This is a genomic window from Verrucomicrobiia bacterium (assembly GCA_035495615.1).
Lineage (GTDB): Bacteria > Omnitrophota > Omnitrophia > Omnitrophales > Aquincolibacteriaceae > DATJFP01.
The window spans coordinates 1-25,327 of sequence record DATJFP010000026.1 but is presented as its reverse complement, the minus strand read 5'-3'; the positions used below and the strand labels follow the sequence as shown (position 1 = coordinate 25,327).

At 57.9% G+C, this 25,327-nt stretch carries 24 protein-coding genes and 2 tRNA genes; 25 read left to right on the top strand and 1 reads right to left on the bottom strand.

The window, feature by feature from the left end; all coding sequences use genetic code 11:
* The first annotated feature begins 63 nt into the window (after nt 1–63).
* The 15 genes from accB to VL688_03015 all read left to right on the top strand — a co-directional run bounded on the left by accB (nt 64) and on the right by VL688_03015 (nt 10,623).
* Nucleotides 64–528 (top strand): acetyl-CoA carboxylase biotin carboxyl carrier protein, encoded by a 465-nt coding sequence (gene accB / locus VL688_03085; protein ID HTL47028.1) that lies wholly within the window; start codon nt 64–66, stop codon nt 526–528.
* A 36-nt stretch (nt 529–564) separates the two neighbouring features.
* The gene (gene accC, locus VL688_03080; protein ID HTL47027.1) at nt 565–1,956 is read left to right on the top strand and encodes an acetyl-CoA carboxylase biotin carboxylase subunit; all 1,392 of its coding nucleotides are present in this window, start codon (nt 565–567) and stop codon (nt 1,954–1,956) included.
* Nucleotides 1,957–1,960: 4 nt separating this feature from the next.
* Nucleotides 1,961–2,542: a hypothetical protein gene (locus tag VL688_03075; protein ID HTL47026.1), complete on the top strand. Its 582-nt coding sequence runs from the start codon at nt 1,961–1,963 to the stop codon at nt 2,540–2,542.
* A 24-nt stretch (nt 2,543–2,566) separates the two neighbouring features.
* Nucleotides 2,567–3,592: an ATP-dependent 6-phosphofructokinase gene (locus VL688_03070; GenBank protein ID HTL47025.1), complete on the top strand. Its 1,026-nt coding sequence runs from the start codon at nt 2,567–2,569 to the stop codon at nt 3,590–3,592.
* A 2-nt stretch (nt 3,593–3,594) separates the two neighbouring features.
* A complete protein-coding gene (gmhA, locus tag VL688_03065; protein ID HTL47024.1) occupies nt 3,595–4,170 on the top strand; it encodes a D-sedoheptulose 7-phosphate isomerase in 576 nt (191 codons plus the stop codon).
* A gap of 4 nt (nt 4,171–4,174) precedes the next feature.
* Entirely contained in the window at nt 4,175–4,663 is a 489-nt protein-coding gene (gene rfaE2, locus VL688_03060) for a D-glycero-beta-D-manno-heptose 1-phosphate adenylyltransferase (protein ID HTL47023.1), read from the top strand.
* Nucleotides 4,660–5,337 carry a thiamine phosphate synthase gene (thiE, locus tag VL688_03055; GenBank protein ID HTL47022.1) on the top strand — a complete coding sequence of 226 codons (678 nt, stop codon included), beginning with the start codon at nt 4,660–4,662 and terminating at the stop codon, nt 5,335–5,337. Before rfaE2 ends, thiE begins: the two co-directional genes overlap by 4 nt.
* A complete protein-coding gene (locus VL688_03050) occupies nt 5,273–6,238 on the top strand; it encodes a PfkB family carbohydrate kinase (GenBank protein ID HTL47021.1) in 966 nt (321 codons plus the stop codon). The genes thiE and VL688_03050 overlap by 65 nt, the downstream gene beginning before the upstream one ends.
* A gap of 70 nt (nt 6,239–6,308) precedes the next feature.
* Nucleotides 6,309–6,382, top strand: a tRNA-Gly gene (locus tag VL688_03045).
* A 68-nt stretch (nt 6,383–6,450) separates the two neighbouring features.
* Complete coding sequence (cysQ, locus tag VL688_03040; GenBank protein ID HTL47020.1) at nt 6,451–7,260, top strand: 3'(2'),5'-bisphosphate nucleotidase CysQ; 810 nt, start codon at nt 6,451–6,453, stop codon at nt 7,258–7,260.
* Between the two features lie 19 nt (nt 7,261–7,279).
* Entirely contained in the window at nt 7,280–7,870 is a 591-nt protein-coding gene (locus tag VL688_03035; GenBank protein ID HTL47019.1) for an elongation factor P, read from the top strand.
* Nucleotides 7,871–7,895: 25 nt separating this feature from the next.
* The gene (locus VL688_03030) at nt 7,896–9,161 is read left to right on the top strand and encodes a GGDEF domain-containing protein (protein HTL47018.1); all 1,266 of its coding nucleotides are present in this window, start codon (nt 7,896–7,898) and stop codon (nt 9,159–9,161) included.
* Nucleotides 9,158–9,949, top strand: a complete 792-nt coding sequence (locus VL688_03025) for an SAM-dependent chlorinase/fluorinase (GenBank protein HTL47017.1) — start codon at nt 9,158–9,160, stop codon at nt 9,947–9,949. Before VL688_03030 ends, VL688_03025 begins: the two co-directional genes overlap by 4 nt.
* The gene (locus tag VL688_03020; protein ID HTL47016.1) at nt 9,939–10,475 is read left to right on the top strand and encodes an NUDIX hydrolase; all 537 of its coding nucleotides are present in this window, start codon (nt 9,939–9,941) and stop codon (nt 10,473–10,475) included. Before VL688_03025 ends, VL688_03020 begins: the two co-directional genes overlap by 11 nt.
* A 75-nt stretch (nt 10,476–10,550) precedes the next feature.
* Nucleotides 10,551–10,623: transfer RNA gene (locus VL688_03015), tRNA-Thr, on the top strand.
* Nucleotides 10,624–10,644: 21 nt separating this feature from the next.
* Here VL688_03015 and rpoN read toward each other — a convergent pair.
* Entirely contained in the window at nt 10,645–12,105 is a 1,461-nt protein-coding gene (rpoN, locus tag VL688_03010; GenBank protein HTL47015.1) for an RNA polymerase factor sigma-54, read from the bottom strand.
* Nucleotides 12,106–12,278: 173 nt separating this feature from the next.
* Here rpoN and accD point away from each other — a divergent pair, with 173 nt between their 5' ends.
* The 10 genes from accD to VL688_02960 all read left to right on the top strand — a co-directional run.
* On the top strand, nt 12,279–13,151 hold the full coding sequence (gene accD, locus VL688_03005) for an acetyl-CoA carboxylase, carboxyltransferase subunit beta (protein ID HTL47014.1): 873 nt from the start codon (nt 12,279–12,281) through the stop codon (nt 13,149–13,151).
* Between the two features lie 25 nt (nt 13,152–13,176).
* Nucleotides 13,177–14,280 (top strand): sn-glycerol-3-phosphate ABC transporter ATP-binding protein UgpC, encoded by a 1,104-nt coding sequence (gene ugpC / locus VL688_03000; GenBank protein HTL47013.1) that lies wholly within the window; start codon nt 13,177–13,179, stop codon nt 14,278–14,280.
* A 6-nt stretch (nt 14,281–14,286) separates the two neighbouring features.
* Nucleotides 14,287–15,729, top strand: coding sequence for a sensor domain-containing diguanylate cyclase (locus VL688_02995; GenBank protein HTL47012.1), 1,443 nt, complete (start codon nt 14,287–14,289; stop codon nt 15,727–15,729).
* Nucleotides 15,711–17,081 (top strand): GGDEF domain-containing protein, encoded by a 1,371-nt coding sequence (locus tag VL688_02990; protein ID HTL47011.1) that lies wholly within the window; start codon nt 15,711–15,713, stop codon nt 17,079–17,081. The genes VL688_02995 and VL688_02990 overlap by 19 nt, the downstream gene beginning before the upstream one ends.
* Nucleotides 17,082–17,094: 13 nt before the next feature.
* Nucleotides 17,095–19,356 (top strand): LPS assembly protein LptD, encoded by a 2,262-nt coding sequence (gene lptD, locus VL688_02985; protein HTL47010.1) that lies wholly within the window; start codon nt 17,095–17,097, stop codon nt 19,354–19,356.
* 76 nt (nt 19,357–19,432) lie between these two features.
* On the top strand, nt 19,433–20,731 hold the full coding sequence (locus VL688_02980; GenBank protein HTL47009.1) for a UDP-glucose/GDP-mannose dehydrogenase family protein: 1,299 nt from the start codon (nt 19,433–19,435) through the stop codon (nt 20,729–20,731).
* Between the two features lie 23 nt (nt 20,732–20,754).
* Nucleotides 20,755–21,711, top strand: coding sequence for a UDP-glucuronic acid decarboxylase family protein (locus tag VL688_02975; protein ID HTL47008.1), 957 nt, complete (start codon nt 20,755–20,757; stop codon nt 21,709–21,711).
* 12 nt (nt 21,712–21,723) lie between these two features.
* Entirely contained in the window at nt 21,724–22,710 is a 987-nt protein-coding gene (gene gmd / locus VL688_02970) for a GDP-mannose 4,6-dehydratase (GenBank protein HTL47007.1), read from the top strand.
* A complete protein-coding gene (locus tag VL688_02965) occupies nt 22,711–23,655 on the top strand; it encodes a GDP-mannose 4,6-dehydratase (protein HTL47006.1) in 945 nt (314 codons plus the stop codon).
* Nucleotides 23,652–25,327, top strand: a 1,676-nt coding sequence (locus tag VL688_02960) for a glycosyltransferase family 39 protein (protein HTL47005.1), incomplete at its 3' end; no start/stop codon positions are given. The genes VL688_02965 and VL688_02960, both read left to right, overlap by 4 nt.

Genomic DNA, 25,327 nt, shown 5'->3' with positions numbered 1-25,327 from the left:
TGTCTAATATAACTAGCTATTGCGTAACGACTTGGACTCTCCACCGCAACCGTAGGGAAGCAGATGAATATTAAAGAGATCAAAGAAATACTCGGCCTTATGCGTGAACACGATCTTTGCGAAATCGAGCTCGAGAAAGAAGGCATGAAACTCAAGCTCAGAAAGAACATTGCCGGCCAGATCGTGATGGAGCGGCCCATGGCGATGCCGCAGGGGGGATTCGCGCCCCGTCACGAAGGAGGCGCTGCCCAGGTTCATGACGTTCCTTCCGCCGAAGTGCCGATGGGAGGCACTCTCGTGCGTTCGCCCATGGTTGGGACTTTTTACTCGGCGCCGGCGCCGGACCAGCCCCCGTATGCTTCGGTCGGTCAGACTATTAAGGAAGGGGACGTTCTGTGCATCGTCGAGGCGATGAAGCTGATGAATGAAATCAAGTCCGACGTGTCGGGAGTAATCGAAGAAATTCTCGTCGACAATGGCGACCCGATCGAATTCGACCAGCCTCTTTTCAGGATCAAAAAAGCGTGATCCTCACAAAACATCCGTCCAACGGAATGACCGTTTATGTTTCATAAAATCATGATCGCCAACCGCGGCGAGGTCGCGGTGCGCATCATCCGCGCTTGCCGCGACATGGGCATTTATTCGGTGGCCGTTTTTTCCAAAGCCGACCGGGATTCTCTCCACGTCAAGCTAGCGGACGAGGCCATCTGCATCGGAGAAGCGCCTTCTTCGGAAAGCTACCTGAACATCCCCGCGCTGATCTCTGCGGCGGAAATCGCCGACGTCGAGGCCATCCATCCCGGCTATGGCTTTTTGGCTGAGAACGCGCATTTTGCCGAGATCTGCGAATCCTGCCAGATCAAATTTATCGGGCCGAAGCCGGAAAGCATCCGCATGGCCGGAGACAAGTCTGTGGCCCGCGAGGAAATGCGCAAGGCCGGCGTTCCGATCATTCCCGGCAGCCGCGGCACGATCAAAGACCAGGAAGAGGCGCTTCGGCTGGCGAAGAAAATGGGCTACCCGGTCATCCTCAAGGCATCCGCCGGCGGCGGCGGGAAAGGCATTAAGCCCGCGCACAATGACGGCAAACTGATCAGCGCATTTCTGACGGCGCAGGCCGAGGCGGAAGCTGCGTTCGGCAACCGCGAAGTTTACATCGAAAAGCTGGTGAAGGACCCGCGGCACATTGAAATTCAGATCATGGCGGACAGCCGTGGTAACATCATTCACCTGGGGGAGCGCGATTGCTCGGTGCAGCGCCGTCACCAGAAACTGATCGAAGAGTCTCCGGCGCCCGGCATGACTCAGAAATTGCGGCGTAAGATCGGCGAAGCTGCGATTAAGGCGGCCAAGACGTTCAAGTATGAGAATGCCGGGACCATTGAATTCCTCGTCGATTCGGAAGATAATTTTTATTTCATGGAAATGAACACGAGGCTCCAGGTGGAGCATCCGGTGACGGAAATGGTGACGGGCGTCGACATTGTCAAGGAGCAGATCCACATCGCGGCGGGAGAGAAATTGAGCCTGACGCAGGACAAGGTCGAGATCAACGGCCATGCGATCGAGTGCCGCATCAATGCCGAAGATCCGGACAACGATTTCCGGCCTTCGCCGGGCAAGATCACCACGTGGATGGTGCCGGGCGGCCCGCATTTCCGCGTCGACAGCCAGGGCTATGCCGGCTATGCGATTCCGCCGTATTACGATTCCATGATCGCGAAATTCATCGCGCACGGCAAAAACCGCCATGACGCGATTCAGATCATGCTCCGCGCCCTGAAAGAAACGCAGATCGGGCCGATCAAAACCACGGTTTCGCTCCACGAGAAAATCCTCAATCGGCCGCGCTTCCGCCAGGGCGCCGTGACGACCAACTTTATCGATACCTATCTGACTCCCGCGGCGAAGGCGCCTGCCGCCGAAGGAAAAGCTGCCGCGGCAGCGGGGTGATCCCATGAAAGTCATCAATGTCTTTGCCCAGATTTTCGCTATTTTTTCCTTCCTGACGCTGGGAAGCCTTCTTATTATTGTGGCCCTTCACGTGCTTTCCGTGGAAGACGCGATCTACAAGATCCGCGAGCTTTACGACAGCCCGTTGAAATCGGTGCAAACCGGAATTGTCGGGCTTTTTTTCATCGTCGTGGGGCTTATTTTTTCCAAGATGCTCGTGAAGAAGGGCCGCGAGTCGGACGCCATCATTTTCCAGAGCGAGATCGGGCCCATGATCGTATCCGTGACCGCCGTCGAAGACATTGCCAAGAAGGCGCTCAAGCGTTTTCACATGGTCAAGGAAGGGAAAATCAAGACCATGATTCACGGCAAGGATCTCGAGATCAAAATCCGTCTCGTACTCTGGTCCGGCGCCGGAGTGCCCAAGCTCATGGCGGAAATCCAGGACGAAGTCGGCCAGCGCGTGCGGAAAATTCTCGGGCCCGATAACCGGCTCGAAGTGATTTGCGACGTTATCAGAATAGAAGACCATGAAGGTGAACTTCCGAACACTGAAGCCAGCAATGACCAGGTGATCTCGGCTTAATTATTTCAAGGAGGAGTTTTGAAAATGAAGCAGATCGGAGTTTTGACAGGCGGCGGGGATTGCCCCGGATTGAACGCAGTAATCCGCGCGGTGGTGAAGGCGGCCCAGCGCGACGAGTGGAAGACGCTCGGATTCCGTTACGGCTGGAGGGGCATGCTCGAGAGCGATTTCATCGTCCTGGACGACAACTCCGTTTCCGGCATTCTTCCCAAAGGCGGCACGATCCTCGGGACCTCGCGTACGAACCCCTGCAAAAAGCCCGAAGACATTGCCAAGGTCAAGGCGACCATGGAAAAGAACAATCTCCATGCCCTGATCGCGATCGGCGGCGAAGACACGCTCGGCGCGGCCTTCAGGCTTCATAAGGAAGGCGTGCGCGTCGTAGGCGTTCCGAAGACCATCGATAACGACCTGAACGCCACCGACTACACGTTCGGCTTCGATACGGCGCTCAACATCGCCACAGAATGCATCGACCGTCTTCATACGACGGCGGAATCGCACAACCGCGTCATGGTGGTCGAGATCATGGGCCGTCATGCCGGCTGGATCACCCTGGAAGCCGGCCTTGCCGGAGGGGCGGACGTGATTCTGATTCCCGAAGTTGCGATCGACATCGAAAAAGTCTGCGACCTCATCAAGCGCCGCCACGCCCGCGGCAAGACGTTCAGCATCGTGGCTGTCGCCGAAGGCGCACACATGAAGAACCAGAACGTGGTCGCGGAAGAAAAACTCGATCAGTTCGGCCACGTGCGTCTCGGCGGGGTGGGCAATCTGCTGGGCGACCTCATCGAAAAGAAGACCGGTTTCGAAACGCGCGTCACCGTGCTCGGCCACATCCAGCGCGGCGGCACACCGACCGCGTTTGACCGCGTGCTCGGCACCCGTTTCGGCGTCAAGGCCGTGGAGCTGGTGAAGCTCGAGAAGTTCGGCCACATGGTCAGCCTTCAGGGCCGCAACATCGGCGACGTTTCCCTGCAGGAAGCCGTGGGCAAGCTGAAAACCGTGCCGCCTGATTTTTACGAAATGGCGAGCATCTTCTTCGGATAATCATGATCAAGCCCCTTGGACAAATTCTTGACGATCACCGGGACGCCGTTGAAAAGACGTTCGTTCCCGAGCATGTGGCCGTGCTGGAAAAAGTCGCGAAAGAAATTCTGCGCGCCTTCCGTTCCGGGAACAAGCTGCTGCTTTGCGGTAACGGCGGAAGCGCGGCGGATTCCCAGCACATTGCCGCGGAGTTCATCGCGCGCTTCAAGCTGGAAAGACGGAGCCTGCCCGCGATCGCGCTCACCACGGATTCGTCCATCCTGACCGCGCTGGCAAACGACTATAATTATGAAGTCGTTTTTGCCCGCCAGGTGGAAGGCCTCGGCCAGAAAGGCGACATCCTGATCGGGATTTCCACGAGTGGCAATTCCAAAAACGTGCTTCTGGCGATGGAAAAGGCCAAAGCTCAGGGGCTGGTCACGATTGCGTTCACGGGCCGGAGCGGCGGGCAAATGAAAAAGTTCGCCGACATCTGCTTCTGCGCCCAATCCGACAAAACCCCGCACATCCAGGAAATGCACATTACCTGCCTGCATGCCGTTTCGGAAGTGGTCGAAGCGACGCTTTTCGGTTCGTGAGTTCATGAAAGCCGGGCCGAAGATCCTCACCGAGACCTCGCTCGCCCGCACCGTCGCCAAGTACCGCGCCAAACGCAAAAAGATCGTGTTCACCAACGGTACGTTCGACATCCTTCACGCCGGACATGTCCGGTACCTGGCCAAAGCCCGCACGCTGGGTGACGTGCTCATCATCGGCGTGAACAACGACGCTTCCGTGCGCGCTTACAAAGGCCCGACCCGTCCCGTGAATCCCCAGGAAGACCGGCTCGAAGTCCTCTCCGCGCTTGCCTGTGTCGACAACGTCATCCTTTTCGGCGAACCCACGCCTATCAACCTTATCCTCAAAATCCGTCCCGATGTCCTGGTGAAAGGCGCGGATTGGAAAACGGGGGACATTGTCGGCGGACCTGAAGTCAAAAGCTGGGGCGGCAAAGTGAAACGCATCACGTTTTTGAAGGGGCGTTCCACGACGAACGTGATCACCAAGATCCTGGAAAAAAGCGGCCAATGACCATGACCGGTTGGAAAAGCGAAGTGTTCCGGAATTTCCGGCTTTACGCGGTGACGGACATCAAAGCGGGGGATGTTTCTTTTTTCAAAAAGGTGGAAGCGGCTTATGCCGGCGGCGCGGACATCGTGCAGCTGCGTTCCAAGGCTCTCTCTGACGGCGAGCTTGTCGCCTGCGGGCGCCGGATCCGCGAAATCGCGGACCGCTGCCGGAAACTTTATTTTGTGAATGACCGCCTGGACATTGCCCTTGCCACGTCGGCCGACGGCCTTCACATCGGCCAGGACGACATGCCGGTCGCGGATGTGAGCGCTTTGATGCGGAGGGCAGGCGCCGAAATGTTTCTCGGCAAGTCCACGCACAGTTACGAGCAGGCGCTTCGTACGGCGGCGGAAGAAGTGGATTACATCGGCGTCGGTCCCGTTTTTTCGACGCCGACGAAACCCGCGTACGAGCCGGTCGGTATGAGCCTTGTCCGGGAAGTTTCGCGTGCGATTTCGCGGCCTTTTGTCGCCATTGGGGGCATCGACGCATCCAATCTTTCATCGGTTTATTCCTGCGGGGCGCGGCGTTTTGCCGTGGTCCGCGCCATCTTCGACGCGGAGGACGTTTATGCAGCCACAAAAAAGCTTTGCGAACAAATCGACGCTTGCCGTGAAAACACCGCGGTCGCCTAATTCTCTCGCAGTCATCGGCACGGTCGCGATCGATAACATCAAGACGCCGTTCGGCGTCCGCGAAAAAGTCTTCGGCGGCTCCGCGGCTTATTTCTCCTATGCCGCCAGTTTTTTTACTTCCGTCGCGCTTGTCGGCGTGGTCGGCAAGGATTTCCCCGACGAATATCGCGCCGTGCTCAAGGAGCATCCGATCGACCTCAGCCATTTGCAGGTCGTCGAAGGAAAGACGTTTTCCTGGAAAGGCTTTTACGAGCATGACATGAACTCGGCCAAAACGCTCGAGACCCATTTGAACGTGCTCACGGGTTTCGATCCGGTGCTCAAATTCGAAAATAAGCCGCCGTTTATTTTTCTTGCGAACATCGATCCGCATCTGCAGGCAAAAGTCCTGGACCAGCTGGAAAAACCCCGGCTCAAATTCGTGGCCATGGACACGATGAATTACTGGATCGACAGCCAGCGCGATGCGCTTCTTAAGGTGATGGCCCGCGTCGATGCGATGGTATTGAATGACGGCGAGGCGCGCCAGCTGACAGGCGAGGCGAACCTGATCAAGGCCGCGCGGAAGATCCGGGAATGGGGGCCGCAGTACGTCATTATCAAGAAAGGCGAGCACGGGGTCCTGATATTGGGGGACAATCTTTTCTTTGCCCTTCCGGCGTATCCGCTGGACGGCGTCTTTGATCCCACGGGAGCGGGCGACAGTTTTGCCGGCGGTCTCATGGGATATCTCGCGTCTCAGGGCGAAGTCAGCTTCGAAGCCATCAAAAAAGCCGCGGCTTACGGAAGCATGGTCGCTTCCTTTGCCGTCGAAGATTTCGGGCTTGAAAAGCTGCGCCGCATCAAGCGCTCCGACATTGAAGAGCGCCTCGATCTTTTCCGCAAGCTGTCCGTCTTTTGATCCTGAAAAAAGCCTTTATTTTCCTGCCGCCCGGCATAAAATAGGCTCGCAGCATGCCTTCGCAGTTCAAGCGGGATTAGTACAATGGTAGTACAATAGCTTCCCAAGCTATGGACACGGGTTCGATTCCCGTATCCCGCTCCAAATTTACCATGCAAAAGGGTGTCTTCACTCCTTATCCCTCCCGGCCGATAACCATAGGCAAGGTCATCATGAAAATTATCGAACTGACAGACGCTTTGCGCCGCCGCGTGGTGGAAATTTCCGAACAAGCGGGAAGAGCCATCAAAGCGATTTACGAAGGCGGCGATTTTGGCACGACTTTTAAGGAAGATCACTCGCCGTTGACCAAGGCCGACCAGGCCGCGCACGAGCTGATCCAAGGCGAATTGATCAGGATTTCTCCGGACATTCCCGTGATTTCGGAGGAGTCCGCGGTTCCTCCGTACGAAAAAAGGCGGGGCTGGAGCCAGTGCTGGCTCGTGGATCCTCTGGACGGCACCAAGGAATTCATCAAGCGCAACGGCGAATTTACAGTGAACATCGCGCTGGTGCGCGGCGGCGATCCGGTCCTCGGTGTCGTTCACGCGCCGGTGCTTGGAATGACGTACAGCGGGGCCCAAGGCTTGGGCGCTTACAAGAAAGCAAACGGCGGCGAAACGCGCCTTTTTGTTTCCGACTACCGCAAGGACGGACTCATTGTCGTGGCCAGCCGGTCGCATACGAACGAACGGCTCAAGGCCTTTTTGGCCCGGCTGCCGGACGCGTCCATGATCAGCATGGGAAGCGCGCTCAAGATTTGCCTCGTGGCCGAGGGGAAGGCAAATTTTTATCCCCGGCTCAGTCCGACCATGGAGTGGGATACGGCGGCCGCGCATTGCGTGGTCAACGAGGCGGGAGGAAGCCTGGCCACGGCGGAAGGCGGCCTCTTGCGTTACAACCGGGAAGACATGGTCAACCCGGAGTTCGTGGTCTGCGGCGCTCCGCCGTTCGCATGGCGCGATTACAAGGAGCTGCTGTAGAAAAGTCAGGGAGGTGCGTATGGCGGTGGCAGGGGATCTCAGAGTCGGCAATGTCCTGAATCTGGAAGGCAAAATCTGCAAGGTGATTTCGCAGGAAATGAAAGGCAGCGGCAAGGTCGGCAAGACCATGCACATGAAGCTCAAATCGCTGGAAGACGGCCACATGATGGAGAAAAGCCTGCGGGCCGAAGAAAAAATCGAGACGCTGGAGTCGCATCGGGTCAAAATGCAGTACTCGTACAAAGACGCGAACCAGTACGTGTTCATGAACATGGAAACGTACGAGCAATTTTCCCTCCCGGAGAAGGCCGTCGGGAAGCAGTCGGTTTTCCTCAAAGAGAATTCGGAGATCGGCGTGGATTTCGTCGAGGGAAAGGCGGTCGGCGTGGATTTCCCTAAGATCGTGGAATTGCAGGTGACGAGCACGCCTGCTCCCATGGGCGGCGGCGCAACCTCCAAAGAGGCGGAGCTCGAGAACGGCCTCAAAATCCTGGTACCGCAGTTCGTCAAAACAGGCGAGTTTGTGCGCATTGACACCGATGATTTTGCGTACCTGGACCGCGTCACCACGAAAAGCATGAAAACCGAAATGGCCAAACCGGAAGAATAATCCGCGGCTTTGCCGCAGCGTGCGCATGGCAGCAGCGAACAAAAAAACATCCGCCCATCTGGTCCGTTTTTTTCAGGCCCAGACCACCGTCAACGACGAAGTGAAGTCGTTCTTCGAGATGGAAACCGAACGGCTTGCCGTGCCCCGTTTCCGTCTTTGCGTCGTTTTTCTGTTCCTGCTTTACATGATTTCGTTCATCACGGAATGGAACACGAACGCCGCGCCGAACATCAATCCTTCCGTCCGGATCGAGTTCGTTTCGAGCGCGCTGCTGCTGTGCTTCGGCGTCTTCAGCTTCGTGCCGCCGTTCCGGAAGAGCTGCTACGCATTTACGATCATGCTTGCGATCTTCGTCGGCGCCACCACCATGCTCCAGCGCATTCTCAACGTCCAGACGGGCTTCGACCAGATGGTGACGTTCACGCTGTTTTTTATTCTTATGGGATTTTTGATGCCGTGGGGCGCGGCGGCGACGGCCAGCGTATGCGTGCCGCTCTACATTTTCTATCCCCTCGGCATCGTGCTCGGGCGCCAGGAAGTGGAATGGGCCTGGTTCATCAAGTCCAACAGCTACCTGCTATTCTTCATCTTCGTTTCCATGGTCGCGTCGCGCATGAACGAGACCATGCGCTTCAAAGAATTCACGCTGAAAAGCGAGACCGAGAGGGAAAACCGCGTCTTGCAGGATTACCAGGTCCGCCTGAAGCGCGCCTATGAGAGGGTGGAGACGCTCGCGCTCGTGGATACGCTGACCGGCGCTTACAACCGCAGCTACATGACCCGCTGGCTGACCAACGAGATTTACAAAGACAAAGAATGCCTGCAGGTTTTCTCCTTGATCATGTTCGACGTGGACGGCTTCAAGACCATCAACGACCTGGCCGGCCATCAGCAGGGCGACCGCATCCTCCAGCTGGTGGCGCACAAGGTCAAGAACACGCTTTCCGAACGCAATCTCATCTTCCGCTACGGCGGCGACGAATTCTGCATCATCCTGCCGGGGCAGAGGCTTCCCGAAGCCGTGCGCGCCGCGGAGCAGCTGCGCCAGAGCGTGGAGCAAGACCCTGACCTCGTCGTCGTGATGCCGTCGCGCGATTCTTTCCACATTACGATCAGCCTGGGTGTCACGACGGAAATTCCTCAGTCGACGATCGACACCGACTTTCTCATCAAGTGGGTGGACGCGGCGCTTCTGGAATCCAAACGTCAGGGCCGCAACTGCATCCACGTCTTTGATTCCGTGGAAAGGAAAATCGTCCACGCTTCGGAATGGCTGAGAAAAACGGAATGAGGCCCCGCCCGCGGGCGCGGACCATCGCGCTTTTGACCGATTTCGGAACGCGCGACCCCTATGCCGCATCCATGAAAGGCGTGCTCCGGCTGCGCGCGCCGCAGGCTGTGATCACGGACCTCTCTCACGAAATCACGCCGCTGGATGTTCGCGGGGCCGGTTATTTTCTCGAGGCTTGCTTCAAATATTATCCCCAGGGCACGGTTTTCGTGGCCGTGGTCGATCCCGGCGTAGGCACGGCGAGAAAGATCGTGGCCGTGGACACCGGCCGTTACGTTTTTATCGCGCCCGACAACGGACTTCTCGGATTTCTCGCGGGCCTTTTCCCGAAGCTGCAAGCCCATACGGTTTCCCGCGCTTTCGCGGCCAAAATCTCGAACACGTTTCACGGCCGGGACATCATGGCCCCGGCCGCGGCCTATCTTGCCAGCGGCGGACGCGTCGCGAGCCTCGGCCCGCGGCTGAAAACGCTGCGGCGGTTTCCGGAAGAAAAACCCACGCGCCGGGGAAACAAAATCCGTGGTAAGATTGTGCGCTGGGACAGTTATGGAAACGCAATTACGAACCTCCGCGAGTCGGACCTCAAGTCCTGGAGCGGCTGCGTCGTGCGCGCGGGAAAAATCGTCCTGCGCGGACTCGTGCCCAGTTACGGACACAGCCGCAGCCGCTTTTGCGCGCTGATCAACAGCGAAGGGCGGCTGGAAATCGCGAGCCCCATGGGTTCCGCGCAAAAAATATCCGGCCTCAAGGTGGGGGCCGTGATCGAGGTGACAGGCCATGCCGGTTAAAGCAAAATTTACGGTCAAGACCAGGAAGGTTGTTTTTTCCAAGGGCCCGGTCCATTTGGTGGACTGCCTGGTGCGCGCGGGCAAGGGGAAATGGCTGTCGCGGCAAATCCTCGAGCATCCAGGTTCGGTGGTCATGATCCCGAAAATCTCCAAGCAGCGCTACCTGCTCGTGCGACAATTCCGTTTCGCGGCGCGCGGCTGGCTCTGGGAGTTTCCCGCGGGCGGCATCGAGCCGGGCGAAAACCTGAACGAAGCTGCGAAGCGGGAACTGTGCGAAGAGATCGGCGCCTGCCCGAAAAAAATGCGCAAGCTCGTGTCATTTTATCCGTCGCCGGGCATTTCCAGCGAAGTCATGCACCTGTTTCTCGCAGAAAAGCTTTATCCGGCCTGGGGCGAAAAAGACGAGGATGAAGAGATCGAGATCGGGGTTTTTACGGGGCCGCAGATCGAGGCCATGATCCGCAGCGGGAAAATCACGGACGCGAAAACGATCCTGGGTTTTTATTACCTCACGCGGCGGCGCTAGAGCTCTGGAAGAATAGGCTTTCGGAAAAGGGCGGTTTTGACTATAATGTCACCCCGTTTTCATCTACCCCTTCACGCTGGTGTAGCTCAGTCGGTAGAGCAACTGTTTCGTAAACAGTAGGTCGTCAGTTCGATTCTGACCACCAGCTTGTTTTTCTTCCCAGCGCGGTTCAGCGCTTTCTCCGGAGATGCGAAGGCAGGATGCGGAGCAGGTCGCGGTATTTCGCGACGGTACGCCGCGCAATGACGACGCCGTCTTTTTTGAGGATGGCGACCAGCTCCTGGTCGCTCAGCGGGTGGGCCGCGTCTTCCCCGGAAATCAGCTTCTTGAGTTTTTCCATGATGCTCTTCTGCGATTCCGCCTCGCCGCTTGTCGTTTCGAGCTTCGAAGAGAAAAAACTCCGGAAGGGGATCGTGCCCTGCGGGGTCTGGATGTATTTGCCGTGGATCGCGCGGCTCACGGTCGATTCGTGAATCCCGAGGTTCGCGGCAATGTCTTTCAGGCGCAGCGGCTTCAAGTGGGAAAAGCCTTTGTCGAAAAATTCCAGCTGCTCTTTCAGGATCTGGTCCGTGATCTCGTAAAGCGTGGAGCGCCGCTGCTGGATGGCTTTGAGAAAGTTCAGGGCCGACTGCATTTTTTCTTTGAGGAATTCTTTGGTCTTGTCATCGAGGTCTTTGGTGCGCAGGAGCTTGCGGTAATAGGCGTTGATGCGCAGCTCCGGGATCCTTTCGTTCACGACTTCGATTTTGTACGGCGGCGTGCTGTTTTCGTTGTAAGTGACCACAGCGTCCGGCGTGACCGCGATGTTGTCTTCGGAATTGAATCTCCGGCCGGGCCGCGGCTCGAGGCGCATGATAATCTCGGCGGCTTCCTTGATTTCCTCGTCGCCGGCATCCAGCACGCGCGCCAGCTGAGGCCAGTCCCTTTTTTCCAACAGCGGAAGCTGCTCCTGCACAATCTGCCGGGCAAGCTCGGCTTCGGGATGGAGCCGTTTCAGCTGCAGCAAGAGCGCCTCCTGCAGGTTCCGCGCGCCGATTCCCGCGGGCTCGAGCTGCTGGACTTTTTCGAGGGCTGCGGCGACTTTTTCGGGTGTTACGTTCAAGGCTGCGGCCATTTCCTCGATCGTAGCTTTCAAATAGCCCTGATCGTCGATGTTGCCGACGATGACTTCCACGATTTTCTTTTCCTCCGCGCTTAGTTCCAGGAAGCGGGACTGAGACAAAAGGTAGTCGGAAAGGCCTTCGCGCTGGGTCAGGAGGCTGTCCTTGAAATCTTTCTGCTTTTGCAAGTCCGCGGACGAGCGATAGGACGAGTCATGATCGAAAGAATTGTCGTCGAAATCGCGGCCCCATTCGCTCAGATTGTCGAAAGACTCGCCGAGCTGGAGCTCCTTGGAAGCGGGCGCGGGGACCTCGGGCAGGGAGCCGTCGGCTTCGACCGCCGGCGTCTCTATGACCCCGTCTTCGTCGGGGGTGCCGTTTTTTTCCTCCAGCATGGGGTTTTCGGTCATTTCCACATCAACGGCCTGGGCAAGCTCCATGATGGGCATCTGAAGGAGGCGTAAGTATTGCCGGATCTGGGGGGATAAGATCAGCTTCTGGGATTGGTTCTGTATGAGCCGGGTATCCATGCAAGAACAATACCATGAAAGTGAATTTCTGTAAAGTAAGGTGCCTCCTGAATTTAGAAAGCGATTGACAGGGGCTCCCCTACGTTTTATAATCCGTGAAATTTTGCCGTAAGCTCTTGCCGTGCCGTAAGGTATAAAAATTGCAATCAACCCGCCTCCAAGGTGACAGGGACATGATCGCGAGCGACGAAAATCCGTCTTCCCAGAATGCCGCGGAAATGCCGTCCGGCCCCATTGTCAGCGGCCTCAAAAAGAAAAGCGTTCCCGCCGGGCTTTGGACCAAGTGCCCCAGCTGCCAGTACGTGATGTTCAATAAGTCCCTCAAGGACAATCTCTACGTCTGCCTCAAATGCGATTATCATTTTATCATGCGGGCTCAGGACCGCATCCAGCACCTCCTGGATCCCAAGAGCTTCGAAGAACACGACACGGATCTCGTGACGCAGGACCCGCTGGGCTTTTCCGGCGTGAAGCCGTATCTGGAGAAACTCAAGCAGGACCAAAAAAAAACCGGTCTCAAAGAGGCCTGTGTGACCGGGGAAGGCAAGATGGGCGGCAAGGCCGTGGCATTCGGCGTTACAGATTCACGCTTCATCATGGGTTCGATGGGTTCGGTGGTGGGCGAGAAAATCACGCGCCTGGTCGAATTCGCGACCGAACGTAAAATTCCTCTGATCATCATTTCGGGCTCAGGCGGCGGCGCCCGCATGTACGAAGGCGCGCTCAGCCTCATGCAGATGGCCAAGACCTCCATGGCCCTGTCCCGTTACCAGGCGGGCAGCAAGCCTTTCATTTCCGTTCTGACCAATCCCACGATGGGCGGCGTCATGGCCAGCTTTTCGTCGCTGGGCGACATCATCATCGCCGAGCCCAAGGCGCTCATCGGCTTCGCGGGCCCGCGCGTGATCGAGCAGACGATCCGTCAAAAACTTCCGAACGATTTCCAGACTTCCGAATTTCTTCTCGAACACGGCATGATCGACATGGTCGTCGACCGGCGCTCCCTGCGCGAGCGGTTGAGCCTTGTTCTGGAGTATGCTTCTTAACTTTTAACTTTCAAAGGAGTTTGCTTTGGCCACGGTAAGCGTGAGAAATCTTTGCAAGGTGTACAGCAATAAAGTCCTCGCGGTGAACAACGTCAGCCTGGACATCGAGGACAAGGAATTCGTCGTCTTCGTCGGGCCTTCGGGCTGCGGCAAATCCACCACGCTGCGCATGATCGCGGGCTTGGAAGAAATCAGCTCGGGCCAGATCCTGATCGATAATCAGATCGTCAACGACACGCCTGCGAAAAACCGCGACATCGCGATGGTGTTTCAGAACTACGCCCTTTACCCGCACATGACCGTGTACGAGAACCTCGAGTTCGCGCTGAAGCTTCGCAAGTACCCCAAAAAGGAAATCGAGCGCCGCGTGATGGAAGCCGCGGAAATCCTCGGTCTCACGGAAATGCTCAAGCGCAAGCCGAAGGAACTCTCGGGCGGCGAGCGCCAGCGCGTGGCCGTCGGGCGCGCCATCGTCCGCAAGCCGAAAGTCTTCCTCTTCGACGAACCTCTTTCCAACCTGGACGCGAAGCTCCGCATCCAGATGCGCAAGGAAATCCACAAACTCCACAACCGCCTCCAGTGCACCATGATTTACGTGACGCACGACCAGGTGGAAGCTTTGACGCTCGGCGATCGCATCGTGGTCATGAAAGGCGGCAGCATCCTCCAGGTCGCGGACCCGGTCAACCTGTACGAGATGCCGCAGAACCGTTTCGTGGCCGGCTTCATCGGATCGCCTCCGATGAACTTCCTGAGCGGCAAACTGCAGCGCGACAGCGGCGATTTTTATTTCCAGGACAAGGGCATCAAACTGCGCCTTCTGCCGCAGTCGTATTCCAAGGTCGAGCCTTACATGAACAAAGAAGTCGTGCTCGGCATCCGTCCGGAAGACGTCTACGACAAGATCTTTGCGCAGGACGCGCGCCAGGAGTTCACCATTACCGCGACCGTCGACGTGGTCGAGCCCATGGGTTCCGAGATTTACCTTTACCTGAACGCGGGCCGGAACAACTTCGTCGCGCGGGTTTCCAACCAGGACACGGCGTCCGTCAACCAGGACCTTCAGGTGGTCTTCGACATGAGCAAGGCTCACTTTTTCGATCCCGTAACTGAAAAAGCGATTGTCTGATCGCTTATGGGTTATACGACCCGTAAACAGATAAGCTTCGTTGTTTCGCTCCTCGCCGCTTTTTTCTTCACTCACCAGATTATCTATTCGCTTTCCTTCCTCGGCACCACGGTCTATCCGGAAATCTACCTGAGGCGCAGCATCCTGAGCCTCGTGGGTTTCCTTTTTCCCATCATCGGCGGATGGATCGCGTTCCAGCTGATCGGGGGGGTGCTGTTCGCGTGCTTTGCGCTAATCATGGTGATCTTCGTTTACAGCGTGGCCCAGACCGCGGTCGTGGTCTGGCTGCCTGTCCTGTACGCGGGCTTCTGCCTGCTGCTGTACCGCATCGACGAATACTTCGACAACCAGATCGCCGGGCTTCTCGTCGACCGCGAGAAATACCAGAACGAAAAGAATGACCTGGACGTAGCGTACAAGACCAAAGGCGAGGGCATCAGCATCCTGTTCGAGAAATATTCCACGTACTACAACCTCCGCAAGCTGGCCGAGGAACTCGCCACGACACTGTCCGTGTCGCAGCTCAGCAAGATCGTGGTGGACCGCGCCGCGGAATTTATCCCGCGCGGCGACATCGTGATCCTGGTGCTGGCCGACGCCGAGGGTAAGAACCTCTCGGTGATGGCGTCGAAAGCGCTCCGCAAAACCGCGAACGTCGCGGACAAACAGGGGGATCTGTTCGACCAATGGTCGATCCGGAACCGGAAACGTTTCATCGTGATGGATTCGCACCAGGATTTCCGCTTCGACGTGAGCCAGACCTCGCGCCAGCAGAACATCCGAAGCATCGTGATCGCCCCGATTTTCTATGAAGGCAAGGTGATCGGCGCGCTGCGCATCAACTCGCGCCAGCCGGAAACTTTTTCCAACGACGACCTGCGGCTGCTCGATGCCATTGCCGTGCTCTCGTCGTCCGCCATCTCGAACGCCATGCTCTACGAAAAAACCGAAGAGCTCGCGATCCGCGACTCGCTGACCGGCTTGTACCTGCGCCGCTATCTTTATGACCGCCTGAAGCAGGAGCATTCGCGCGCGCTGCTCACCAACCGTCCGCTCTCGATCCTGATGTGCGACATCGACCACTTCAAGGATTGCAATGACAAATACGGGCACGGGGGAGGCGACCTCATGCTCATCCGTTTTGCGGACATTCTCCGCGAAATCTGCGAGAACGCGGTCGTGGGCCGCTACGGGGGGGAAGAGTTCCTCGTGATCCTGCCGGAATATTCCCAGGACGAGGCGGCCAAGCTTGCGGAAAAAATCCGCGCGCAGGTCGAAGCCCAGCCGTTTGTCCTGCGCCGCGAGCAGCTTCAAATGACCGTTTCGGTCGGCGTTTCCAATATGCCCCTTGATACGCTGGACTGGGAAATGCTCATCCAAAAGGCCGACAAGGCGCTTTACGCGGCCAAAAAAGCGGGAAGAAATCGGATATGTTTAAGCGCATCCTGATCTTCATCATCTTTCTGATGGCGCTCCCGGTCCTTTATTTCAAGGCCGAAGAGCTGAGCCTCGCGTATTACGCGCTGTCGTCCTTCATGCTGCTCCCGATGTTTTATCTTTATTCGGAGCGCGCGATCTTCCTTTTCCGTTCCAGTGTCGCCATTTTCGTGATCTGCGAACTGTATTTCCTGGCGCGCTTCACGGAATTCGAAATGCTTTTCCTGCTGGTGGGGCATCTGGGCGCGCTCGGCGCGCTCATCGTTTACCGGCGCACCTGGCTTTATCAGCTCAAACTGGAAACAGACCGGAATGAGGAACTCCTTCGCAGCTGGGAAATGCTCAAGCACAAGCACCAGAACCGCCTCGAGAACCTGCAGCATCTCGAAAAGCAGGCGGCCAGCCTCATGGACCTTTTCGAAATGGCCCGCGATTTCAGCGAGTCGCTGAATTACGACGTGCTGGCTGAACTCATCTACAAGCGCGTGCGCCCGGAACTTCCGTTCCAGGAGATGTCGCTCATCCTGAACGCGGAAGAATCCAAAGAAGCGCTGAAGCCGTTCCGGCGTTACGCGATCACGGAAAAAGGCGTGGCGTTCGACGACTTCGAGCCGCCCGAGCCGGAAAGAAACCTGATGCAGAAGGCTCTGGAGGAAAAGCGCCTGCAGCTGGTCGATTCCAAATGGCTGTTTCCTCTGGCGATCGAGAACGACGTGCTGGCGTATCTGAGCGTGGCCGGGGCCGATCAGGGCGATCTGGCAAAATTTGAAGTGCTGGTTTCGCACCTCGTGCTGCAGATCAAAAAAATCCGTCTTTACGAAACCGTCCGCGAGCTTTCCATCGTCGACAGCCTCACGCAGGTCTTTGTCCGGCGGCACTGCATGGACCTGTTCGAGAGCGAGTTGAAGCGGAGCATGAAACATGGCTTCTCATTGGCATTATTAATGTTAGACATTGATCACTTCAAAAGATATAATGACGACTTCGGTCACCTGGTCGGAGACGCGACGCTCCGGGAAGTGGCCGCGGTGCTGCGGTCGAACTTGAGAAAAGTCGACATCGTGGCGCGTTACGGCGGGGAAGAATTTTTAGTGATCATTCCGGAAACAGGCGCGCGCGGCGCGCTGGAAGCTGCCGAGCGTATCCGTTCGAGCATTGCGCGGCATACCTTTAAAGTCTATGATGTCGTGACCAAAGTAACCGTGAGCGCGGGCGTGGCTGTTTACCCGCAGGGGACCGAAAAAATGCCGGTAAATTCCGAGCCGGGGACCCTGATGCGGGAATTGATCCACCAGTCGGATCTGGCGCTTTACCGCGCCAAAGAAGAAGGCCGGAACCGGGTTGTCCGTTACCAGGATTTATAACAGCGGGAGCAGTATGATTCGCCGATTCGTCCAAATGCCTGTCGCCTTTCTTCTGGCAGGTCTTCTCGTCGCAGCGCCTCGTGCCCGTTCCGCAGAACCCCAGCAGCCCGCGTCCCGTTCGCTTCCCATCGAGAACATTTACGACGACCGCGATACTCAGGTCGAAACTGTCGCCGACTCCCTCGAATACCAGAAAGAACAGAAGAAGGTCATTGCCAAGGGCAATGTCGTCATTACCCACGGCAGCGAAAAAATCACCGCGGATTATGCCGAGGTCGACCGCGAAACCAAGCTGGCCTTTGCCAAGGGCCACGTTATCGTTTTCCAGGGCGAATCGGCCGTGGCCAAAGGCGAAGAGATTTATTACGACTTCGGCAAACACAGCGGCAATTTCCCCCAGGGCTCCCTCATCAGCTATCCCTGGCATTGCACGGGCAGCGATCTCAAAAAAGTAAATCAGGACACGGCCACGGCCGTCGACGCCGTCTTCACGACCTGCAAAGGCGACAAGCCTCCGTACGAAGTCCACGCCAAAAAAGTCACGATCCACGACAACGATAAAATGGTGGCGCGCAACGTCACGATTTATTCCATGGGCCGGCCGATTTTCTGGTGGCCTTATCTCGTGGTCCCGCTCCAGAACCGCAGCATGCCCTTCAGCGTGGTCGCCGGCTACAACGACAAATTCGGCGCCTACGTCGAAACGAAAAAAGGGTACAGCATCAACCGCTACCTCTGGGGGCATCTGCTCGCGGATGTGCACGGCAAACGCGGCTTCGGCGGCGGCTCGGACCTTTCCTACGATTTCGGGCAGTACGCGCACGGCGAAATCCGCGGCTATTGGACGCAGGACAAAGAAGCTCCGGTGCCGGGCGGGGAGAATCCCTTCTCGCAGACGGAAAACCGCGACCGCGGCCGCCTTTCGTGGTGGCACCGCACCGACTTCGACGAGTATTCCAACATCCAGCTCCGCTACCACCGTCTCGCCGACGAAGTTTTCCTGCAGGACTTTTTCGAGAAAGAGTTTCGCTCCGAAATCGAACCTCAATCCTTCGTGACGCTGACTAAAAATTCCCCGAACTACGGATTCTTGGTCCACGCGACCAAGAAGATGAACACCTTCGAAACCCTGGTTGAAAAACTTCCCGAGGTTCGCTTCGACTGGAAGAACCAGCCGCTGGGCATCGTGCCCAACGTTTATTATCAGAACCAGACGAGCTACGCGAATCTGGCCAAGCGCTATTCCCGCGCTTCGCACAACGAGGACGTGCAGCGCTTCGATCATTTCAGCGAATGGTCCATGCCCATGAAAGTCAAAGACATCAAAGTCACGCCGTTCCTCAACGCGCGCGGCACGTATTACAGCCGCGAAGCGCAGTCGGACGACGATCATTTCCGCACCGTGGGCGGGTGGGGCCTGGATGTCCGCAACCAGTATTACAAGACCTTTGAAACGCAGTTCGACGTGGCAGGCATCGAAGTCAACCGCCTGCGCCACGTGATCGAGCCGTACGTCACCTACGAGGCGTTCCGCTCCTCGGTGAGCGACGAGAAGCTCGACCATTTCGACCAGATCGACACGATCGACGACCAGGACGTGGTCACGCTCGGCTTTGAAAACCGCCTCCAGACCAAGCGCGTGGTCCGCGGCCGGATGCAGCGCGTGGACCTGGTCAGCTATAACACCTACCTCAGCATGTCGCCCAATCCGGGCAACGTCGAAAAAGGCGCGTCGCTCATCACGCTCGGCCAGGAAATCGTCCTGCGCCCCTACGACTGGCTGCAGTACGAACTGCGCTACGAGCACGATTTCATCCGCAGCGAGCCGCATGCCTTCACGCAGGATTTCATCCTGCGCAAGGGCGAGAAAATCAGGCTGCTCTTCGGCGAGCGCCTGGCCGCGGACACGGTAGAGAGCGAAGGCACGCATCAATTCGTCTTCGAGGGTCTTTACACGCTCAACGACCGCTGGAAAGTCGGCGGCTACATCCGCTGGGAAGCCGTGGAAATGGATCTCGAGGAATGGCAGGTCACGGCAACCCGCGATTTCGACTGCCTTCTCCTGGACTTCGGCTACAACGTCCGGAATTCTTCCATCCGCAGCGGCAATAAAGAGCTGTTTTTCAATCTTCGTTTGAAGCATTATCCCAACTACGCGCTTCGGGGCGGCAGTAACCGCGCCTCATTTTCCGAACCGCGTATCGGCGAGACCGTGAACGGCGCCAATCAATTCGGGCGCAGCATGTATGCGCAGGACAGCCTGGGTCCCCCCTAAGGCCCTTCCGGCTTGAGCTCTGCGTGGACGGGTTGCCTGCATCAATCATGATTTGAGAAATTTCAGGAGGACTGGAATGCAAAAAGTGGCCATTATCGGAGCGGGCTACGTCGGCTTGGTGACGGGCGCCTGCTTTGCTCATCTCGGAAACAAAGTCGTCTGCGTCGACAACGACCTCAAAAAAATCAAGATGCTGAATGCCGGAAAAATCCCGATTTACGAGCCCGGCCTCGACCGCATCGTCCGCCAGGCCCGCAAGAAAAAGAAGATCACCTTCACCTCGAACATCGGCCCGGCCGTGCAGAACTCCGACATCGTCTTCATCTGCGTGAACACGCCGCCGAAAGACGACGGGGGCGCGGACCTTTCCTACGTGGAAAACGTTTCGCGCGAGATCGCCAAGAACCTGAAGCGTTACTGCCTGATCGTCGAAAAGAGCACCGTGCCCGTGCAGACGGGTGAGCGCGTCTACCAGACTATCCTCGACCACGTGCGCGGCGTGGAGTTCGACGTCGCGTCCAACCCGGAATTCCTCCGCGAAGGCTCGGCCATCGAGGATTTTCTCGCTCCGGACCGCGTCGTGATTGGCGTCTCGAGCGCGCGCGCGGAGAAACTGCTGCGCCAGCTGTACGCGCCGTTGAAGGCGCGCATGGTGGTGACCGACATCAAAAGCGCGGAAATCATCAAGCACGCCTCGAATTCGTTCCTCGCGACAAAAATTTCTTTCATCAATTCCGTGGCGCGCGTCTGCGACGCCGTGGGCGCGGACGTCGAAAAAGTCGCCGAAGGCATGGGGCTCGACCCGCGCATCGGCGCAAGTTTTCTGAAAGCGGGCATCGGCTTCGGCGGTTTCTGCTTTCCCAAAGACCTGGCCGCGTTTCTCCACATGTCGCATGCGCTGGGCGTGCCGTTCAACCTTCTGAAGGAAGTGCTGGAGATCAACGAGACGCAGAAGCAGTACTACGTGAAACTCATCGAAAAGGTGCTGTGGAACCTGCGCGGCAAGAAAGTCGCGATGCTCGGCCTGGCCTTCAAAGGCAATACGGACGACATGCGGTTCGCGCCTTCCATTGATATTATCGAGGCGCTGCAGAAAGAGGGCGTGACCATCCAGGCCTATGATCCTCAGGCCATGGAACGGGCCAAGCCGGTGCTGCGCGGCGTCAAGTACGCCAAAGACGCTTACGAGGCCTGCAAAGGCGCGGACGCCGTGGCGCTCGTGACGGATTGGAAAGAGTTCAAAGATCTGGACTGGAAGCGGATCAAAAAGTCCCTGCACCAGCCCGTCATCCTCGACGGCCGCAACTTCCTTTCGCCGCAGGAAATGAAAAAGCTCGGTTTCAATTACCACGCCATCGGCCGCAAAGCCTTTTAAGGGCGGGAAAAAGAAAGGGAATCATGACAGAGAAAGTCGTTTTGATCACGGGCGGCGCGGGGTTCATCGGCTCCCATTTGTCCGACCATTTTCTGGGCAAGGGATACCGGGTCGTCTGCGTGGACAATTTCATCACGGGCAGCAGGAATAACATCCAGCACCTGGCCGGCAATAAGAACTTCAAGCTGCTCGAGCAGAACATCAGCGATTACATCGAATATCCGGACGCGGTGGATTACATCCTGCATTTTGCCTCGCCGGCCAGCCCCATCGATTATCTCCAGCACCCGATCCCGACGCTGAAAGTCGGCGCGCTCGGCACGCATAATGCGCTCGGCCTTGCCAAGGCCAAGAAAGCGACGCTGCTGCTGGCGTCCACTTCGGAAGTCTACGGCGATCCGCTCGTTCATCCGCAAAAGGAAGACTATTGGGGCAACGTCAATCCGGTGGGTCCGCGCGGCGTGTACGATGAAGCCAAGCGCTTCGCGGAAGCCATCACCATGGCCTACCACAACGCGCACGGCCTGAACACGAAGATCATCCGCATTTTCAACACGTACGGCCCGCGGATGCGTCTGCGCGACGGACGCGCCATTCCGGAATTCATCAATGCCGCGCTGTCCGGCCAGTCGATACCCGTTTTCGGCAACGGCAGCCAGACGCGCAGCTTCTGCTACGTGAGCGATCTCGTGGCGGGCATCGAAAAAGTCCTGCTCTCGGATTTGAACACCCCGGTCAATCTCGGCAATCCGAACGAGATGACGATCCTCCAGCTCGCGGAAACGATTATCCGCATGATCGGCAGCGCAAGCAAGATCGAGTACAAGCCTCTTCCGGTGGACGATCCGAAGATCCGCCAGCCCGACATCACCCGCGCCAAGGAAAAGCTCGGATGGTCGCCGAAAGTGCCTCTCGAAGAAGGCTTGAAGACGACGATCGAATATTTCCGCCAGAGCCTGCAGCAGACCACGAAGCGCTGACCCGGAGACCCGATGGCTGAAAAAAGAAAGGCGTTGATCACGGGGATTACCGGGCAGGACGGCTCATACCTCGCGGAGTTTCTCCTTTCCAAAGGTTACCGTGTTTACGGCGTTGTCCGCCGCTCCAGCACCGAGACCTTTGAGCGCATCCAGCACCTCATGGGGCGCATCGAAATCGTGCAGGCCGACCTGCTCGACCAGCTCTCGCTCATCAACACGCTGCGCAAGATCAAGCCGAGGGAAGTCTACAACCTCGCGGCCCAGTCGTTTGTTCCGACGTCCTTCGAGCAGCCCGTTCTCACCGGCGAATTCACGGCCATGGGCGTGACGCGCATGCTCGAAGCCATCAAGTTGACGGACCCGAAGCGCATCCGCTTTTACCAGGCCTCTTCCAGCGAAATGTTCGGCCTGACGGACCATTCCCCGCAGCACATGACGACGCCGTTTCATCCGCGCAGCCCTTACGGCGTGGCCAAGCTTTACGGGCATTGGATCACGATCAATTACCGCGAAAGCTACGGCATCTACGCCGCCTCCGGCATCCTGTTCAACCACGAATCCCCGCGTCGCGGAAAAGAATTCGTCACGCGCAAGATCACCTACGGTGTCGCGCGCATCAAGCACGGCCTGGCCCGGCATCTGGATCTCGGCAACCTGAAGGCCAAGCGCGACTGGGGCTTTGCGGGCGATTACGTGCGCGCCATGTGGCTGATGCTCCAGCAGCCGAAGCCGGAAGATTTTCTCGTGGCGACCGGGGAAACGCATACGGTCGAGGAATTCGTGCGCCTTGCCTTTGAGCACGCGGGCCTCAACTGGAAAGAGCACGTTCGCATTCGGCCTTCGCTTTACCGTCCCGCGGAAGTCCACGTCCTGTGCGGCGACGCCCGGGAATCCCGCCGCAAGCTCAAGTGGAAGCCCGAGGTGAGCTTCTCGCAGCTCATCCGCATGATGGTGGACCATGACATGCGCGTCGTCGAAGAGGAGAAAGGAGCGGGTTAAGTGATCCGCGTCCTGATCACCGGTGCAAGCGGTTTCGCGGGGCACTATCTGCTCGGCCTTCTCAAGTGCTCTCCGAAGACCGAAGTTTTTGCCGCCTATTGCACGCACCGCGTTCCCGATTGGCCGGCCCGGCGCCAGGTGCGCCTCGACCTGACGCGGCGCGAAAGCGCGCGCGAGGCCGTGCGGAAAATCCGTCCCCATGAAATCTACCATCTCTCGGCGCAAAGCATCCCGCGCCTTTCCTGGCAAATGCAGGCGCAGACCACCGCGGTGAACACCGCCGGCACGGTCCATCTCCTCGAAGCCGTGCGCGAGCATGCGCCCCGGGCCCGCATTATGTTCGCCTCGACGAACCAGGTCTACGGCCGCACGTTCCGCACGAAGCCGTGCCTGAAGGAAGACGACCTGCAATGGCCGGAAAATCCTTACGCGGCCACAAAGTCCATGGCCGAGCTGGCCTGCTTCAATTTCGCGGCGGTCCATGATCTTGACGTCGTGATCGCGCGGCCTTTCAATCACCTCGGCGCAGGGCAGTCGGACAAGCTCGTTTTTTCCGATTGGTGCCGCCAGGTGGCGATGGCGGAAGCGGGCCGGCAGCCGCCGGTCCTGGGTGTCGGGAACCTTGACGCCACGCGCGATTTTCTTCATGTCGAAGACGTGGTTCGGGCCTACGTGCTGCTCATGAAAAAAGGAAAAGCCGGAGAGGCCTACAACATCTGCACGGGGCGGGGGCGCCTGCTCAAGCAGTACGTGCACTATCTTTTGTCGCGCGCGCGCGTGCCCATGAAGTTCAAAGTGGAAAAATCACGGCTGCGCAAAGACGACCCGCGCGTCATGGCCGCGGATCCGCGGAAGATCCGGCGGCTTGGCTGGAAACCGCGCAAAACCGCCCTGAACGCTCTGGACGACATGCTGGAATACTGGCGGGGGAAGGTGCGCGCATGAAAGCCAAGAGCGTCAATCTTGCCCTCGCAGGAATTCTCGCCGCCGGGTTCGCGCTGCGCTTGTGGGGCATAAACTTTGGTCTGCCTCATCTTTATCATGCGGACGAACCCATTGTCGTGAACCACGCGCTGGCCTACGGAACCGGGGACATGAACCCGCACTTTTTCAACATCCCGCCGCTCGTCAGCTACCTGCTTTTCATCGTCTACGGCTTTTATTACGTCGCGGGAAAACTTGCCGGGGGTTTTCATTCGCCCGCGGATTTCGAGCAGCTCTTTTACGGCGATCCCGCCTCGTTTTATCTTATCGCGCGCTTCCTGTTCGGCGTGCTTTGCGGCACCGCGGGCATTTTCGCCCTGCACCGCGTGGCCAGCCGTCACCTGACAAAGCAGGAAGCACTGACCTCGTCTCTTTTCTTCGCCCTCTGCTTCCTGCATGTCACGGATTCGCATTATGTGTATGCCGACATCCCGCTCGTCGCCGTGATGATCCTGGCGATGGGCGCCATTTTTGCGGCCGCGGACCATCATGGACGCGTGCGCGAACACGTCCTCGCGGGCGCACTCATCGGCCTGGCTTGCGCGGTCAAATACAACGGGATTTTTCTCCTGGTGCCGTACTTTTATATTACGGGCTGCTTCACGCCCCGCAGCCGCTGGCCCGCGTGCGCGGGTGCGGCCCTGGGCGCGGCCGCGCTGGTTTTTTTTCTCCTGAATCCATTCGCTCTGCTGGATGGTCGGTTTTTCCTCTCGGAGATGCGGGAGCAGTCCCTGTCAAATACCGGCACAGGACCGTGGCATCACTTCTTTTATTCGCTTGCCGGGGGGATGGGATGGCCGGTCCTGCTTCTTGCGTTTTACGGCGGCCTCTCGGTTTTTTTTGAAGAGCAGCATGCGTTGACCTGGCTCCCTCGGATGAAGCGCCGTGCCGTTTTCATTTTCACCGCGGCCTACTACGCGGTGCTGGCGCTGAAAGGGCAGCCGTACAGCCGCTATGCTCTGCCTCTTACGCCGTTTATTTGCCTGCTTGCCGCTTCCGGCGTGCGCAAACTTTTCGCGGCCTTTCCGGCCGGCCGCCATGCCTGGCTTTGCGCCGCGGTCCTGGCCGCCGCCGTTTTTCATCCGCTCCGCATGGACCTGCGCTGGGACCTGCTCATGAGCCGTCCCGACACGCGGACGCTTGCCGGGGAATGGATCGAAAAGAATTTAGCGCCAGGCTCCAAGATCGCGCTGGACGTCAAATTCTACGCGCCGCCGCTCCGGTTTTCGCGGGCCCAGCTCGAAGAAAAGAAGCAAGGCCTCGACGGCCGCCTTCACGGCGACGCGCAGGCAAGGAGGCTTGATTTTCTCATCCGCCGGGAGCAGGAGCAGCCGGGAGGGTTCGAGCTTTATTTTCTTTCCCGCAAGCCCGGCCAGGAAAGCCCTTTTTTGTTCTGGAGTCCGCTTGTTCCGTACGATCTTTCCGAGCTGCGGGCCAAGGGAATCGAGTACGTTCTCCTGGCCGGAACCCGGCCGCCGGCCTGGACCGAAGTCTTTTTCGACGATTTGCAAAAAAACGCAACCCTTGTCCATGCCTGGTCGCCTTATGACGATCCGGCGCTGATGACGGCGCTTGATCCGCGCCCGCTGACGGGCGGTCCCTTTTTGCCCCGCGACGTGCTGCGGCGCAAGCG

Coding starts and splice junctions, on each gene's coding strand:
- VL688_02980 (HTL47009.1), top strand. CDS start 19,433: ATGCAAAAAGTGGCCATTATCGGAGCGGGCTACGTCGGCTTGGTGACG.
- VL688_02995 (HTL47012.1), top strand. CDS start 14,287: ATGGGTTATACGACCCGTAAACAGATAAGCTTCGTTGTTTCGCTCCTC.
- VL688_03030 (HTL47018.1), top strand. CDS start 7,896: ATGGCAGCAGCGAACAAAAAAACATCCGCCCATCTGGTCCGTTTTTTT.
- VL688_03035 (HTL47019.1), top strand. CDS start 7,280: ATGGCGGTGGCAGGGGATCTCAGAGTCGGCAATGTCCTGAATCTGGAA.
- rpoN (HTL47015.1), bottom strand. CDS start 12,105: ATGGATACCCGGCTCATACAGAACCAATCCCAGAAGCTGATCTTATCC.
- accD (HTL47014.1), top strand. CDS start 12,279: ATGATCGCGAGCGACGAAAATCCGTCTTCCCAGAATGCCGCGGAAATG.
- gmhA (HTL47024.1), top strand. CDS start 3,595: ATGATCAAGCCCCTTGGACAAATTCTTGACGATCACCGGGACGCCGTT.
- VL688_02975 (HTL47008.1), top strand. CDS start 20,755: ATGACAGAGAAAGTCGTTTTGATCACGGGCGGCGCGGGGTTCATCGGC.
- accC (HTL47027.1), top strand. CDS start 565: ATGTTTCATAAAATCATGATCGCCAACCGCGGCGAGGTCGCGGTGCGC.
- thiE (HTL47022.1), top strand. CDS start 4,660: ATGACCATGACCGGTTGGAAAAGCGAAGTGTTCCGGAATTTCCGGCTT.
- rfaE2 (HTL47023.1), top strand. CDS start 4,175: ATGAAAGCCGGGCCGAAGATCCTCACCGAGACCTCGCTCGCCCGCACC.
- cysQ (HTL47020.1), top strand. CDS start 6,451: ATGAAAATTATCGAACTGACAGACGCTTTGCGCCGCCGCGTGGTGGAA.
- VL688_02990 (HTL47011.1), top strand. CDS start 15,711: ATGTTTAAGCGCATCCTGATCTTCATCATCTTTCTGATGGCGCTCCCG.
- accB (HTL47028.1), top strand. CDS start 64: ATGAATATTAAAGAGATCAAAGAAATACTCGGCCTTATGCGTGAACAC.
- VL688_03025 (HTL47017.1), top strand. CDS start 9,158: ATGAGGCCCCGCCCGCGGGCGCGGACCATCGCGCTTTTGACCGATTTC.
- VL688_03075 (HTL47026.1), top strand. CDS start 1,961: ATGAAAGTCATCAATGTCTTTGCCCAGATTTTCGCTATTTTTTCCTTC.
- lptD (HTL47010.1), top strand. CDS start 17,095: ATGATTCGCCGATTCGTCCAAATGCCTGTCGCCTTTCTTCTGGCAGGT.
- gmd (HTL47007.1), top strand. CDS start 21,724: ATGGCTGAAAAAAGAAAGGCGTTGATCACGGGGATTACCGGGCAGGAC.
- VL688_03070 (HTL47025.1), top strand. CDS start 2,567: ATGAAGCAGATCGGAGTTTTGACAGGCGGCGGGGATTGCCCCGGATTG.
- VL688_03050 (HTL47021.1), top strand. CDS start 5,273: ATGCAGCCACAAAAAAGCTTTGCGAACAAATCGACGCTTGCCGTGAAA.
- VL688_03020 (HTL47016.1), top strand. CDS start 9,939: ATGCCGGTTAAAGCAAAATTTACGGTCAAGACCAGGAAGGTTGTTTTT.